12 protein-coding genes are annotated in these 14177 nt (G+C 64.2%); 7 read left to right on the top strand and 5 right to left on the bottom strand.

Going from position 1 to position 14177, the window contains the following annotated elements:
- Nucleotides 1–84: 84 nt before the first annotated feature.
- The 4 genes from AACH40_RS06605 to AACH40_RS06590 all read left to right on the top strand — a co-directional run bounded on the left by AACH40_RS06605 (nt 85) and on the right by AACH40_RS06590 (nt 4048).
- Nucleotides 85–780, top strand: a complete 696-nt coding sequence (locus AACH40_RS06605) for a carbonic anhydrase (protein ID WP_338644954.1) — start codon at nt 85–87, stop codon at nt 778–780.
- A complete protein-coding gene (locus AACH40_RS06600) occupies nt 777–2315 on the top strand; it encodes a SulP family inorganic anion transporter (protein WP_338644952.1) in 1539 nt (512 codons plus the stop codon). The genes AACH40_RS06605 and AACH40_RS06600 overlap by 4 nt, the downstream gene beginning before the upstream one ends.
- Before the next feature lie 286 nt (nt 2316–2601).
- The gene (locus tag AACH40_RS06595; RefSeq protein ID WP_169492759.1) at nt 2602–3456 is read left to right on the top strand and encodes a TorF family putative porin; all 855 of its coding nucleotides are present in this window, start codon (nt 2602–2604) and stop codon (nt 3454–3456) included.
- A gap of 118 nt (nt 3457–3574) precedes the next feature.
- Nucleotides 3575–4048: a PaaI family thioesterase gene (locus AACH40_RS06590; protein ID WP_169492758.1), complete on the top strand. Its 474-nt coding sequence runs from the start codon at nt 3575–3577 to the stop codon at nt 4046–4048.
- A gap of 41 nt (nt 4049–4089) precedes the next feature.
- Here the strand turns inward: AACH40_RS06590 and AACH40_RS06585 are convergent, their stop codons facing one another.
- The gene (locus AACH40_RS06585; RefSeq protein WP_338644949.1) at nt 4090–4389 is read right to left on the bottom strand and encodes a hypothetical protein; all 300 of its coding nucleotides are present in this window, start codon (nt 4387–4389) and stop codon (nt 4090–4092) included.
- Nucleotides 4390–4553: 164 nt separating this feature from the next.
- Between AACH40_RS06585 and AACH40_RS06580 the strand changes: the two genes are divergently transcribed.
- The 3 genes from AACH40_RS06580 (at nt 4554) to AACH40_RS06570 (ending at nt 8646) form a co-directional block, all read left to right on the top strand.
- A complete protein-coding gene (locus AACH40_RS06580; protein WP_338645945.1) occupies nt 4554–6296 on the top strand; it encodes a cation:proton antiporter in 1743 nt (580 codons plus the stop codon).
- 77 nt (nt 6297–6373) lie between these two features.
- A complete protein-coding gene (locus AACH40_RS06575; RefSeq protein ID WP_338644946.1) occupies nt 6374–6730 on the top strand; it encodes a hypothetical protein in 357 nt (118 codons plus the stop codon).
- Entirely contained in the window at nt 6730–8646 is a 1917-nt protein-coding gene (locus tag AACH40_RS06570; RefSeq protein ID WP_338644944.1) for a hypothetical protein, read from the top strand. The genes AACH40_RS06575 and AACH40_RS06570 overlap by 1 nt, the downstream gene beginning before the upstream one ends.
- A 26-nt stretch (nt 8647–8672) precedes the next feature.
- Here AACH40_RS06570 and AACH40_RS06565 read toward each other — a convergent pair whose 3' ends face one another.
- The 4 genes from AACH40_RS06565 to AACH40_RS06550 form a co-directional block, all read right to left on the bottom strand.
- Nucleotides 8673–8915 (bottom strand): hypothetical protein, encoded by a 243-nt coding sequence (locus AACH40_RS06565; protein ID WP_338644941.1) that lies wholly within the window; start codon nt 8913–8915, stop codon nt 8673–8675.
- Nucleotides 8916–9207: 292 nt separating this feature from the next.
- Nucleotides 9208–9843, bottom strand: coding sequence for a maleylacetoacetate isomerase (maiA, locus tag AACH40_RS06560; protein ID WP_338644939.1), 636 nt, complete (start codon nt 9841–9843; stop codon nt 9208–9210).
- A 76-nt stretch (nt 9844–9919) separates the two neighbouring features.
- Entirely contained in the window at nt 9920–11503 is a 1584-nt protein-coding gene (locus AACH40_RS06555) for an NAD(P)/FAD-dependent oxidoreductase (RefSeq protein ID WP_338644936.1), read from the bottom strand.
- Nucleotides 11504–11556: 53 nt separating this feature from the next.
- The gene (locus AACH40_RS06550) at nt 11557–14028 is read right to left on the bottom strand and encodes a TonB-dependent receptor (RefSeq protein ID WP_338644934.1); all 2472 of its coding nucleotides are present in this window, start codon (nt 14026–14028) and stop codon (nt 11557–11559) included.
- Nucleotides 14029–14177 lie beyond the last annotated feature (149 nt).

The raw sequence follows: 14177 nt of genomic DNA, 5'->3' as shown, positions 1-14177 counted from the left end.
CGCAAGGTAGACCCATTAACTTTTGTTCGCAGTCGCGGCATATCGCCGCGGTCGCCTGATCCGCTACGGATAGGAGACGCGAACATGAACGAATTGATCGGCAGGGTCTTCAGCTTCGAGAAGACCGTATTTCCCGACAGCCGCGAGCTGTTCGGCAAGCTTTCCACCGAGGGCCAGAGCCCCAAGGCGCTGATGATCAGCTGCGCGGATTCGCGTATCGTGCCCGAACAGATCATGCAGGCAGAGCCGGGCGAGCTGTTTGTCTGCCGCAACGCAGGCAACATGGTCCCGTCCTATGCGACGATGAACGGCGGCGTGTCCTCCACCGTCGAATATGCCGTCGTCGCGCTGGGCGTGCGCGACATCATCGTCTGCGGCCATTCGGACTGCGGCGCGATGAAGGCGCTGGCCGCCCCTGAGGCGCCCGAAGGAATGCCCAACGTGGTCGCGTGGCTGCGCCACGGTGCAGCAGCCGAACACGTGGTGTCGACCTGTTCGCCCCACCTTTACGGAAATGATCGCGTCCGCGCCGTAAGCCTTGAAAACATCAAGGCGCAGATCGCGCATCTGCGCACGCACCCATCGGTGGCGGCGGCAATCGCGCGCGGTGAAATGGCGCTGCATGGCTGGTTCGTCGACATCAGCGCAGGCCAGGTGCTGGGCCTCGATGGCGACAGCGGCCAGTTCGTGGTGATGCGCGAGGACCGCACGTTGCCGGTTGCGCTGCCTGCCGCGCCGCGCTTTGCCGTGGAACCCGCGCTGGCCGAGGCTGCCGAATGACCTCGCTATCCGCAACCGCGGACGCCCCGCCGCGCAGCGGCCTTTTTGCGCACGGCGCGCGCGATTTCACCGCATCCATCGTGGTGTTCCTTGTGGCGATGCCGCTGTGCATGGGCATCGCCATCGCTTCCGGGGTTCCGCCCGAAAAAGGACTGGTGACCGGGATCATCGGCGGAATCGTTGTCGGCCTGTTCGCGGGATCGCCGCTGCAGGTGAGCGGCCCTGCCGCCGGCCTTGCCGTGATCGTGTTCGAATTCGTGCGCGACAACGGCCTGTCGGCGCTCGGTCCGGTCCTGCTGATCGCGGGTGCCATCCAGTTGGTGGCGGGCGTGGCCAAGCTGGGCGGCATGTTCCGCGCCATTTCCCCGGCGGTGGTGCACGGCATGCTTGCAGGGATCGGCGCGCTGATCGTGATCGGCCAGTTCCATATCCTGTTCGACGCGAAGCCGCTGTCGAACGGCATCGAAAACCTGGCCGCGATGCCCGGACGCATCCTTGGCCTGTCGAGCGATATCCGTTCGACCGAACTGGCGCTGATGCTCGGCCTGCTGACCATCGGCGTGATGATCGGCTGGGACAAGCTGAAGCCCGCCAGACTTTCGCTGGTTCCGGGTGCGCTGCTGGGCGTGCTGGCGGCTACCATGGTGGCGTGGCTCGGCGGCTTGCAGGTCGCCAAGATCGCCGTGCCGGATTCGATCGCCTCTGCCTTTGCCCTGCCCGAAGCGGGCGTGCTGGGCCTGCTGACGAGCCCATCGCTGATCGCGTCTGCCATCGCCATCGCATTCATCGCCAGCGCCGAGACGCTGCTTTCGGCCGCAGCGGTCGATCGCATGCACGATGGCCCGCGCACTGACTACAACAAGGAATTGCGCGCGCAGGGCATCGGCAACTTCCTGTGCGGCGTGTTCGGCGCTTTGCCGATGACCGGAGTGATCGTGCGATCTTCGGCCAACGTGCAGGCGGGCGCCCGCACCCGGCTTTCCACGATCCTGCACGGTGCGTGGATCCTCGGCTTCGTGGCGCTGCTGCCCTGGCTGCTGCGCGAAGTGCCGATGGCGGCGCTGGGCGGTGTGCTGGTGGTGACCGGGTGGAAGCTCGTCAGCCTCAAGCATCCGACCCATCTGTTCAAGACGCACGGCGTGGTGCCGGCGCTAATCTGGGCCGCGACCTTCGTGCTGGTGGTGGCAACTGACCTGCTGACCGGTGTGCTGGTGGGCCTTGCGCTGTCGCTGCTCGAACTGCTGCCGCACGCTCGCAACCTCAAGCTTAAGGTTGCCGAGCGCGAGATGGTCGATACCCACAAGGTCGAACTGGAAGGCGCGGCGACGTTCCTGGGCCTCACCCGGATCAACGCCGTGCTGGAAGGCGTGCCGGCCGACAAGGGCGTGCACCTCGACCTCAATGGCGTGAAGGTGATGGACCACACCACGGCGGAAACGCTCGGCGAATGGCTTGCGCGCCGACGCCAGCGCGGCGCTGCGGTGCACGTCACCGGCCCCGAACCGATCCTCAGGCCGCTGGCCCATTCGGCCTGATGGTTCCCCGTCCGGTTCGTTGCGGATCGGACGGGGTGCGCCGGAAGCAAAGACCCCCGTTTTCCGGCAACCCTGGCTGGCCGGGCCGGCGCCGATCCCGATCGGCTGCCGGTCCGGCATTTTTTTGCATTTGCGAACACAGCAACGTTTCGTCACGAAATAGCCAATGGAGGGCAACGCGTGGTGCGTAGCTAGGAACAGTCCCGGGCGATGGTCTCCACATCCAGAGAGGCCGCACCAGGACCGCAGGTGGAACGGAAACCCACGTCAGGGAGGACGTTCCAAGATGAAGTTCCGCAACCTCTGCGCGCTGTCCGCGGCGCTGCTGTCGATCTCGTTCGCCGCGCCCGCAATGGCACAGGACGAAGAAGCCAAGCCGATCACCGTTTCGGGCAGCGTCGGCCTCGTTTCCGAATACCGCTTCCGCGGCGTGTCGCAGTCGGACCGCAATCTCGCCATCCAGGGCGGCCTGACCATTGCCCACGAAAGCGGCTTCTATGTCGGCACCTGGGGGTCGAACCTGGCCGGGTGGGGCACCTTCGGCGGCGCCAACATGGAGCTGGACCTGATCGCCGGTTACAAGAAGACCGTCGGCAACGCGACGATCGATGTCGGCGCGACCTGGTACATGTACCCCAAGGGCTTCGACAACACCGACTTCATCGAACCCTATATCAAGGTTTCGGGCACGACCGGCCCGGTCACGCTGACTGCCGGTGTCGCCTACGCTCCGCAACAGGAAGCGCTAGGCGCCTGGTACGCAACCGGCGCGGATGCCGCCGCCGGTGTCTATACCAACCCGGGCGACAAGAACGACAACCTCTACCTGTGGGGCGATGCCGCAGCGGGCGTGCCCAACACCGGCCTGACGCTGAAGGGCCACATTGGCTATTCGAAGGGCAACAAGGGCCTGGGGCCGTTCGCCACCTCGGTCGCGCCGACCGGCGAATACTGGGATTGGCTGATCGGTGCAGACTACGCCATTGCCGGTACCCCGCTGACCGTGGGCGTCGCTTACGTCGACACCGACATCACCAAGGAAAAGGCCGCCTACCTGCAGCCGAGCTTCTCGCGCGGGCAGGATGGCACCGGCTCTATCGCCGGCGCAGCGGTGGTGTTTTCGCTCACCGCGGCGTTCTGACGAACGACACCCTGCCGCACGTTACAAGCTTGACGCGACTGTCCCCCGGCCACGATGTGCGGCCGGGGGACTTTTTTGTCGCTTGACCTGCGCCCCTTGCCGTCGCAGCGGAATCGCCATGACGACGCCACCCACTCCCCCGTTCAATGGCGGCTATCTGCGCCAGGTTACCGACGCCCCGTTCGAGGGGTGGTGGGAGTGGTTCCCCGAGGACCCGTTCGAGGGCCTGGCCGGCCCGTTCAGGGTCTGCCGCGACGAACGGGGCCAGATCCTGTGCGGCTTCCTGCCGACGACCAAGAACCTCAACGGCCACGGGATGGTCCACGGCGGAACGCTGATGACCTTTGCGGACTTCGCGCTGTTCATGATCGCAGCCGAGGACGGCGACGTGGTTCACGGCGTGACGGTGACGATGAATTCGGAATTCGTCAGCGGCGCACCCGCCGACGTGCCGCTGTATGCCCGGGGCGAAATTGTCCGCAAGGGCGGCGGGCTGATCTTCGTGCGCGGCATGATCACCAGCGAAGGCGTAAACGTGCTGGCATTTTCAGGCGCGATCAAACGGGTGAAGACGAAGTTCGTCTCGCACTGATAAGGCGCCCCACGCACGGTGGAGCGCCTTGAACGGAAACGTCAGCCGACCTTCTTTCCGGTCATCGGGAAGGTTCCGAAGGGACCTGCCTTCACTTCGCCGGCGAAGGAATCGCCATCGACGGTGGCCTTGCCTTCCAGCGTCATCGGCATCGGCGCGGTCAGCTTCATCGTCCAGGTCAGCGTGTTGCCGTCGATCTTGCCGTCGCTGATGTCGACCGAACCCATCGGGCCTGCATTGGTGCCGGTAAAGCTGTCGCCATCGGCGGTGATCGTCAGGGTAGACTTCTGCTCGCCCATCGGGCTCTTTGTAATGCATTCATAGGTACCGGAAATCGACATGGGCATCCTCCTTCTGAATGGGCGATACGTCACCGCAACCTACACCGGTGTCAATTGATTCCTATCGTTCGACATGAATTGGACGCACGCTTGACGATGCAGGCATTCGCCATATCGTCGCCCGGTCAACTGAAAGGCGGCCATAAGTGAACGAAGCCGGATCAATGCTCCACGATGGCTTCCTGCTGCTGGGCTTTGCGCTCGTCTTCGTGCTCGTGTTCCGGCGGCTGGGCCTTGGCGCCACACTGGGCTACCTGCTGGCAGGCGCGGTCGTGGGGCCCCAGGCGCTGGGCCTTGTCGGCCAGGCCGAACAGAAGCTGGGCTTTGCCGAGCTGGGCATCACGCTGCTGCTGTTCCTTGTCGGGCTGGAGCTCGATCCGTCGCGGCTGTGGCGGATGAAGAAGGACATCGTCGGCCTTGGTGGCCTGCAGGTGATCCTGTGTGGTCTGGCCATTTCGGGCGTGATCTTCGCGTTCACCGACTTCTCCGCGCCGGCGGCATTTGCGCTGGGCCTGCCGCTCGCGCTGTCCTCGACCGCGCAGGTATTGCCGATGCTGCAATCGGCGGGGCGTCTGCGCACGCGCTTTGGGGAACGCACCTTCTCGATCCTGCTGTTTCAGGATCTTTCGATCATTCCCCTGATCACGATCATCACAGCGCTGAGCCGCAATCCCGCCGATGCGGGCGGACCTCCGGGCTGGCTGCTCGGGCTGGAGACGATCGGCGCGATTGTGGGGCTCGTGCTGGCGGGCCGCTTCGCGATCCGGCCGCTGTTCCGCCTGATCGGCAACCTTGGCGAACGCGAGATGTTCGTGGTCGCCGCGCTGTTCACGGTGATGGCGAGCGCCGCGGTGATGGAAGCACTGGGGCTTTCCACCGCGCTAGGCGCGTTCATCGCCGGCGTGATGCTCGCCGACAGCCCCTATCGCCACGAACTGGAAGCCGACGTCGAACCGTTCCGTTCGATCCTGCTCGGCCTGTTCTTCCTGGCCGTTGGCATGATGCTCGATCTTGGCGCGATCGCGCGCAATCCAGTCTTCGTCCTGTCGATGGCGCTCGCGTTGATCGCGGTAAAGGCGGTTGTCATCTTCGGCCTTGCTCGCCTGTTCGGGATGGGATGGCGCCCCGCGCTCGCCATGGGCTTGCTGCTCAGCCAGGGCGGCGAATTCGGTTTCGTGCTGTTTGCACAGGCGCAGAACGCACTTCTGATCGCACCAGAGGCCGCGAGCATCTTCGGAGCGGTGGTGACACTGTCGATGGCGACGACGCCATTCCTGATGATGGCCACGGCACGCTTCCGCGAGGCCCCGGCAGGCGCTGCCGAGGTTCGCGAAGGCCCCACCGGCGAGCGCGCCGGCGCGCTTATCGTGGGCTATGGCCGCTTCGGCCAGACAGTCGGCCAGATGATGCTGGCGAGCGGGATCGACGTGACACTAATCGACACCGACGTGGAAATGATCGACGTTGCCGGACAGTTCGGCGCCAAGGTCTATTTCGGCGATGGCACGCGCATCGACATGTTGCGTCAGGCCGGGGCGGCGGAGGCGGAGGTCATCCTGTTCTGCCTGGATGGCGATCAGCTTTCGCCCGACCTGATCGAAGCGGTACACGAAACCTTTCCTGACGCAGCCATCTTCGTGCGGGCGTTCGATCGTCGCGCCATGGTAAAGCTGCGCGATGCCCCGACCACGCTGGTGGTGCGTGAAGTGATGGAATCGGCCGTGCTGATGTCCCGTTCGGCGCTCGACACGCTTGGGCTGAGCCAAGAAGCGATCAACAAGGCCGAGGACCGGTATCGCAACAACGACCGGGAGCGGCTCGAAGTGCAGATCGCGGCGGGCGACGTGCGCGCCGCGCGCGACCGGATCATCACCGACCGGCTGGCGCCGGGCAGCGCACCGGCCTGACCGACAGACGCGACGGCATCGCAACCACGGGCTGGACGGCATCCATTTTCTAGGATAGCTTGACCAGAAAATAGCTCATGGAGATGGATGCGCCGATGGCCTGCTGTGCTTTCGCGGTTTTCCTGTTGATACGCCTGCTCGCACCGCTGCGGGCCATGATGCGCGCGTTGGGCTTTGCCCGCACCGAGCGCAAGGACGCCGCCGTCGCGTGGAGCCTTGCAACGGTGACACCCGCGCCGAAGCGTGCGGCCGCGTCGCGGCGCCATGGCCTGTTGTCGCACCCTGTTCTCGCGGTGGAGGCGCTGGTGCTCGCCGCGCTGGCGGGACCGGCCGTGGCTTCCGCCCCCCTTCCGGCCTCCGCGTCCGCGACCGATCCCGCGATCATTGCCCTTATTCACAAGAACATCTGCGCCCCGCTGGGCTGGAGGAACTGATGGCCACGATACCCCTTTCCCGCGACATTCCCGGGCTTTCGCCACACCGTGGCCGCAAGGGACCGGTGACCGCAGCGCGCCAGCGGCGAACCTGGACGATCTACCTCGGCATGTGCGCGCTCGGCCTTGCCCCGACACTGCTGGGATCGAGCCCGGCGCTTCAGGCGGCCGGTATCGGCCTGATCGTGCCGGGTGGCGGCTTCCTCGCTGTAGGGGGTTGGGCGATGCTGCTGTTCGCGTTGACGGCAGTAATATTCGTGGCCTCGCTCGTCGCCTGGTTCTGGGCTGGCGCCGTGATCGCGCCGGCGACCGTCTGGCTTGGCAGCGCGATCCTGGCCAGCGCGATGGCAGGCGAGACGACCTGGGCCGGCGCACCGATTGCCGCACCGCTGGCAGCGGGCGCTATCATCCTTGCCTTCGCCCGCAACAATCGCAGGGCGCATGCCGCAGGGCTCGAAAAGGCGAAGGCACGCGAGGCATTCCTGCCGCGCGCGTTCATGGACGTGACGCAGCAATCGGCGCGCGAGCCCGATCCGGCAAAGCGCGAGATGGACGACGAGCAGCTTGCAGGCTTGCGCTATCTGCTCGACCGCGCGCTGCAGCCGGTGGGCGAGTTCGGCGGCTTCACCGTGATCGACCAGTTCCAGCCTGCCGCGCTGCGCTACCAGATCAACCACATGGGCTTCGCGCTGGCGATTGCGCAGACCGCCTACGTCCCCAATTTCCGTGGCTACATGGGCCTTGCCCAGCGGAACCTGATCGAGAAGTACCTCGAGAAGAAGGTGTGGGACTACTGGGTGCTGGAGAGCTGCTGGGGCCACTTCAACTTCACCGATTGGGACCCGGCAGCCAAGGACAACATCATGTTGACCGGCTGGTTCGGCGCCCATGTCGGCGGCTATACGCTCGCGACCGGCGACCGGCGCTATCTCGAGCCGGGCAGCCTGACGTTCCGGCTGAACGACAGCAAGGCCTGGAAACACGATTTCGGTAGCCTCAACGCCTCGGTGGATCGGAACTACGCCGTCGCCAAGTTCGGCATCTTCGCCTGCGAACCCAACTGGCTCTATCCGATCTGCAACCACTACGGGATGCTGAGCCTGGTCACCCACGACGCGGTCACCGGATCGCGGCTCGTGGACCGGCACATGACCGACTGGCTGCGCGGCATCGACGAGGAGTTCACTGATAGCTCGGGCTCGATCGTCGGCCTGCGTTCGCAGTGGACCGGGATGCCGGTGCCCTTCCCCGTCGGGGAGGCAGGCTATGCCTTCTTCGAAAGCGCCTTCCTGCCCCAGCGTGCCCGCCAGCTATGGGCCATCGCCCGCGAGGAAATCGAGCCCATTATCGTCGAGGAAGCGGCCGGTCCACGCATGGTGATGCCCGGCGAAGGGCTGGATGCCGGCAAGTACGGTACCGGGCATGTCGGCGCCTATGGCACGTACCTTGTGTCGGCGCGCGAGTTCGGCGATGCGCGGATCGCACATGCGGCAAAAGCCGGGCTGTTCCACGATTGCGATCCGGAGGTGCGCGACGGCGTCCTTCGCTTCAACAAGGGATCCAACATCAGCAACGCCACCGCGATCATGGGCCTGCTGATGGAAACCGGCGACTTCCGCCGCACCTTTACCGAGGGGCCGGCCAAGGCAGCGCTCGCCGGGCCGATGATCGAAACGCTGGAATACCCGGCGGTACTGGTCGCGCGCGCCTGGAGCGACGGAACCGATCTGGAAGCGACGCTGGTGCAAGGCGCCGACGCCGGCCCGCGGCGAATTGGACTTTCCCAGCTGGAACCGGGTCGGCGCTATGTGCTGGAAGGTGCATTGGAGCAAGAGCTGGTCGCCGACGGTGCAGGCAATGCGGACTTCACCGTTCAACTCGAAGGTCGCGTAGCTATCGCTTTGCGCGCCGCCTGACCCCGCAGCGAACCAAGCCGGACCGCTCAGGCTTCGCTGGCGCGAGAAACGCGGTGCCCTCGCAGCATCGAGAGTGCCTGATCGACATAGGCTGCCGCGATCAGGTTCTCGGTCAGGTCCAGATGGACCAGCGCTTCACGCAGGTGGAATGCCGCGTCATCGAGTGCGGTGTCGTTCGCCCTGTTGGGCTGGGCGGCGGTGCCGATCGGATACCCTGAGGGCGTGGTAACGGTTATCGTGGAGTTGCGGGTGCGGATCGTCAGGCTCATCTGGCGCATTTCTCCACGCTTGGTCGGGATTTTCCCGAAGGGCGCGGCGCTGGTTGATCCGGCAAGCGCGACACCTGCCTTTACGGGAGACAGTCGTTATTTACTGCCACCGTTCCGTTCCCTGCCAATGTTCGTTGTACAAATGTGCAGGGACCGGAAGTGGTAAATTTCTCCACAACGAAGCGACCTCGCCAACCGATTGTCCGGCAAGACAATTAAAGAAACCGGTTCGGGTCTTCTTGAGTGATCGGACATTTTTTGGCTGGCGCTTCGCACCTGCGGGATTGGCGACTCAACCCTGCTCAACGGCACCGGGCGCAGTCGACGCGAACGCCGAGAGGGAAAGGCACGCCTCCTCGATCGCCAGCAAGCGCGGCCAACGCATGTCACAGCCAAAGCGACGGGCGTTGGCAAGCTGGGGGACGAGGATCAGATCGGCAAGGCCCGGCGCGTCGCCCAGGCAGAACGCGCCCGCGCCTTCCCCGACCAACTCGGCAAAGGCATCGAGCCCCTGGTCGCAGGTTTCGCGGGCCCAGATCGTCCCTGCATCGGCATTCCCGGCAATCGCGCGAATGCGTTGGAGCACGCGCAGGTTCTGCACCGGGTGAAGATCGCATGCGATCGCCTGGGCCAGCGCCCGCGCCCGTGCCCGTCCGGCCGCGTCGGGTGGCAGCAAGGGAGGCTGTGGATGGGTCTCGTCAAGGTATTCGCAGATCGCCAGGCTTTGGGTGAGAACCAGTCCATCTATCTCGAGTGCGGGGACCAGGCCCTGCGGATTGAGCGCAAGGAAGCCTGGATCGCGCTGTTCGCCATCGACGAGCGAGTGGGGGATGGTCTCCCACGATAGGCCTTTCAGCGCGAGTGCGATGCGCACGCGCCAGGACGCGCTCGAGCGGAAATAGCCGTGCAGGCGGATTGGCGATGCCATCGGCGACGTCTCCCTTTCGTTTGACGCCGGTCAAGCATCCCGAAGGCCGCGCTGCAAGCTTCGTGTCCTTTGAACGTCAGGTCGAAAAGCGAAGGCCCGGAAAACCCTCTTCAAGTATGGCATTCAGGCGCTTTTTGTAGTCGGTGCCGACATAGGGAAGCATGACCCGCGGTTTCCCGGGAATATTGGCCCCCATGTACCATGAGTTGGCGCGCGGAAAGAGCGTGCCCTCCGCCTCGCGCCGGACGTGATCGACCCAGGCATCCTGCGCTGCTTCGTCGGCGGCGACACGAGCATGTCCCTGGCTGCGCATGTGTTCTACCACGGCATGCACGAATTCGACGTTGTGTTCTCCGGCAAGGATGACGTTCATCAGCACCGAGGGGCTGCCGGGTCCGGTGATCGTGAAAAGGTTCGGGAAGCCCGCGACCATCATGCCCATCCACATCGCGGGGCCTGCATACCACGCATCCTTGAGCGCCCTGCCCTCCTCGCCACGAATGTCGACGCGGGTGAGCGCACCTGTCATGGCATCGAAGCCGAGCGCCCAGACAATCATGTCGACTTCGTATTCCGCCTTGGCCGTGCGGATACCGCGCGTGGTGACCTCCTCGATCGCGCCTTCGTTCAGGTCGACGAGGGTGACGTTGTCGCGGTTGTAGGTGACGTAGTAATCGGTATCGACGCAGGCGCGCTTGGTCGAGATCGGGAAGCTTGTCGGACAGAGCTTCTCGGCTGTCACAGGATCCTTGACGAGCGCGCGGATCTGGCTGCGCACGAAGTCGCAGGCGGCATCGTTAATACGTTCGTCCTTGGTCAGGCGCGGGATCTGCACCGTCGAGACAAGGCCGCCGCCGTTCCACAGGATCTTCACGTGTTCGGCGAGTTCCTCGTCGGTCGGGTCCCAGTCTTCGGGCAGCAGTTCGACGCCGGCCTCGCCCGTATCGATCGCCTGCTTGTATAGCGGCCAAGCCGCTTCGAACGCCTCGCGCTCGTCGGCAGAGATCGGGGAATTGAGCGCAGGCAGGCTGAAATTGGGCGTGCGCTGGAACACGTAGACCTGGCTGGCGGCCGCCGCGATGTGCGGCAGCGACTGGATGGCCGAACTGCCGGTGCCGACAACGGCAACCCGCTTTCCGGCAAAGTCGACCGGATCGTGCGGCCAGCGGCCGGTAATAAGTTGGGGACCCTTGAAGCTGTCGAGGCCGGGGAAGTCAGGTTCCTTTGGCACGGACAGCGCGCCCGTCGCCATGATGACGAACCGGGCCGAAAGGGCCTCGCCCTTGTCCGTGTCCACCAGCCAGCGGTCCGCCGCCTCATCCCAGTGTGCGGCAGTGACCCGCGTCTTGAACCGGTACAGCGGGCGGATGTCGAGGATGTCCGCACAATGGTTGGCGTAGGCAAGGATCTCGGGCTGGGTCGCGTACTTCTCGCTCCAGTTCCAGGAGGTGCGGATCTCCTCGTTCCAGCTATACTGGTAGAGAAGGCTGGGAATGTCGCAACGCGCACCGGGGTAGCGGTTCCAGTACCACGTCCCCCCGACGTCGGCCGCCGCCTCGATGCCTTGCACATCGTAGCCTGCCTGCCGCAGCAGATAGCTCATGTACATGCCGGCGAATCCGGCTCCGACAACAACGGCATCGACCTCGCGGCGCTGCATTCCCAAGCCTCCCTTTCCTTATTCTTCCGTCATTTACCGCAAGATGTTGCGGCTTACTTGAACAGGGTCCGCAGCGTGACACCCCAGGTACGGCTATGGCCGGGGAAGCGCACCGCAAGGTTGGCGTTGGTCGCGGCCGAGACCCAATAGTATTCGTTGGTCAGGTTGCGTGCCCACAGCGACAGGTCCCACTTGTCATCGACATCATGGACGCCGATGCTGGCGTTGATCGTGCCGTAGGGCTTCAGATTGAGCTGCGGATCATCCTCGAGCGTGTTCTTCGCCGACGACTGGTAGCGACCGTTGACGATCGCGCGGAACGCCAGCTTGTCGTTGATCGGCGAGTCCCAAGTGACCGTCGCCGCGCCCGAGAACTTGGGGCTGAGCGGGAAAGTGGCACCATCGTAGCTCTTGGGAAGACCGGCCGCGTCGATGCCGACGTAGCCCTGGATCTCGGTCTTGAGCAATGTCGCGGCGAGCGCGACGTTGAGATGCTGCCCGATGTTCACGCTCATGTCGCCGTCGAGGCCGTAAGCGCGCGACTTCGGAATGTTGTCGAGCCGCAGTAGCGTCGTGTAGATCGGGTCCGCGAAATAGACCGCGAGCTGCTTGTCGCCGTAATCGTAGTAGAACCCGGTCAGGTTGATGTTCACGGCCCGGTTGGCGAGCGAGACCTTTGCGCCGAGTTCGTAGGACGTCAGCTTTTCCTGCCGCGCCGGACCGTTCTGCGTTGAAATGTTGGCCGCATTGACCGGTGTCGAACCCGACTTGTAGCCGCGCGAAACCGACGCAAAGAGGTGCGCATCCGGAGTGACTTCCCAGCCAAGCGCGAGGCGCCAGGCCACGTTGTCCTCATCGAGCTTCGACTTGACGATGCCGAACGTTCCGGTCGCCGGATCGAAGGTGTTGCACTGGTTGACGCCGATCGGCGCGGTGAAGGCACCGTAGACCTGGTAGAAGAACGCGCGGTTGAACAGATTGACGTTGGGCTGCATCGAACCGTTGAAGTCACGCGAGCAGCCGGCGTAGTCCTGCGTATCGCGGGTATAGCGGATGCCGGTGGTCAGCGTCAGGCTGGGCGTCAGCGTCCAGTCGGCGCTGGCGAACACGCTCTTGGTCTCGACGTCGAAATCGGCCGTATCACGGTAGGTGCGGAACGAGGTCGCAACATCGGCAGCAGTGTAGCCGGGCGAATTGAACGGCGAGTTGAGCAGGCCAAGGCCGAAAATCAATCCGCGTACCGCCCCGACGTTGGCGTTCTGGCCGAGCAGGGTGCGGTTGTTGTCAGTCACCTTGTCGTTCGAGAAGTACCCGCCAATTGTCCACTGCGCGGGTCCCGTCTTGCCCTGGAAGCGCACTTCCTGGCTGATCGATCGCGCCTCGCCCTCGGCCTTCTGGATCAGGATCTCGTAGGGCGCGCCGGACCAGTCGAACGTCGCCTTGCGCTTGACCTTATTGTAGCCGGTGAGCGCGACGAACGTGACGTCAGGGGTGATCTCGAATTCGAGCAGGCCGCGGAAGCCGATGAACCAGTCGTCCTCGCGCAGCGGATCGCTGATGCCGGCGCCGCGACCGATGTCGGGGCCGCGCTGCGAAAGCGGCGCCCAGTCGGCATGGTCCTGGTCCCACTTGTTCTTGTTGGCTGCGACGTAATCGGCGACGCCCGCGGCATTGAACGCACTGAACAAGGTGCCATTGGCTGGATCGGTATTCGGCGTGAAGCCGACAGCCTGCCCGGCTAGCGCATCCGACTTGTTGATCCAGCCGTTTGCGGCGAGTTCGATCTTCATGCCGTCAACGGGACGGATCGTCAGCGTGAGGCGCCCGCCATAGCGGTGATTTTCGCCCAGCGTTTCGTCACGGCTGGCGCTCTTCTGCCAGCCATCCCAGCTGTCCTCGGTACGGAAGGCGGCACGCAGGGCAGTGCTTTCGCCCAGCGGCAGGTTGATGAAACCTTCCGAATTGAAGGTCTTGAAGTTGCCAGCCTCGACCGTCAGCCCTGCCTGAAGCGTATCTTTTGGCTTGGCGGTGATGAAGTTGACCAGACCCGCAGTGGTGTTGCGGCCATAGAGCGTGCCCTGCGGCCCCTTCAGCACTTCGACGCGTTCGAGATCGTAGACGGGGCCCGAATTCATGAACGGGTAGGCGAGTGCCACTTCGTCGAGATAGGTGCCGACGGTCGACGTGGCCGACAGGTTGATCGTGTTGAAGCCGACGCCGCGCAGCGTGTAGATCGGCACGCCTTGATACCCGCGCGAAATGTTCAGCGACGGCGCCACCGACGGCAGGTCTTCGGTCGAGGTAACGCGTAGGTTCTTGAGCGATTCGCTGCCGAATGCCTGGATCGAAACCGGAACTTCGCTCAACGATTGTTCGCGCCGCTGTGCCGTGACGATGATTTCCTGCGTATCGCCGGCATCGGCCTGATCGGCCTGAGGCGTGGACTGAGCCTGAGCAAGAACTGGCGTGGCCAGAGCGGACCCGGCGAGAAGCGCGCAGAGCAGGTGCGTCTTGGTGAAGGACATTTGTTCTCTCCCTTGAAACCTCTTTCGGCGCGCTTTTATCATGTGATAGGTAGTTATCAATCATGATAACGAACAAACATAAACGTGTGGCATTTTTGCCAGACAGGCGCGGCAAAGGCTTGCCAAGTGCCGCTTTGCGCGATCAAACC

This window comes from Novosphingobium olei, from assembly GCF_037076535.1.
GTDB classification, from domain to species: Bacteria; Pseudomonadota; Alphaproteobacteria; order Sphingomonadales; family Sphingomonadaceae; genus Novosphingobium; species Novosphingobium olei.
This window is presented reverse-complemented; position numbering and strand designations above follow the sequence as displayed.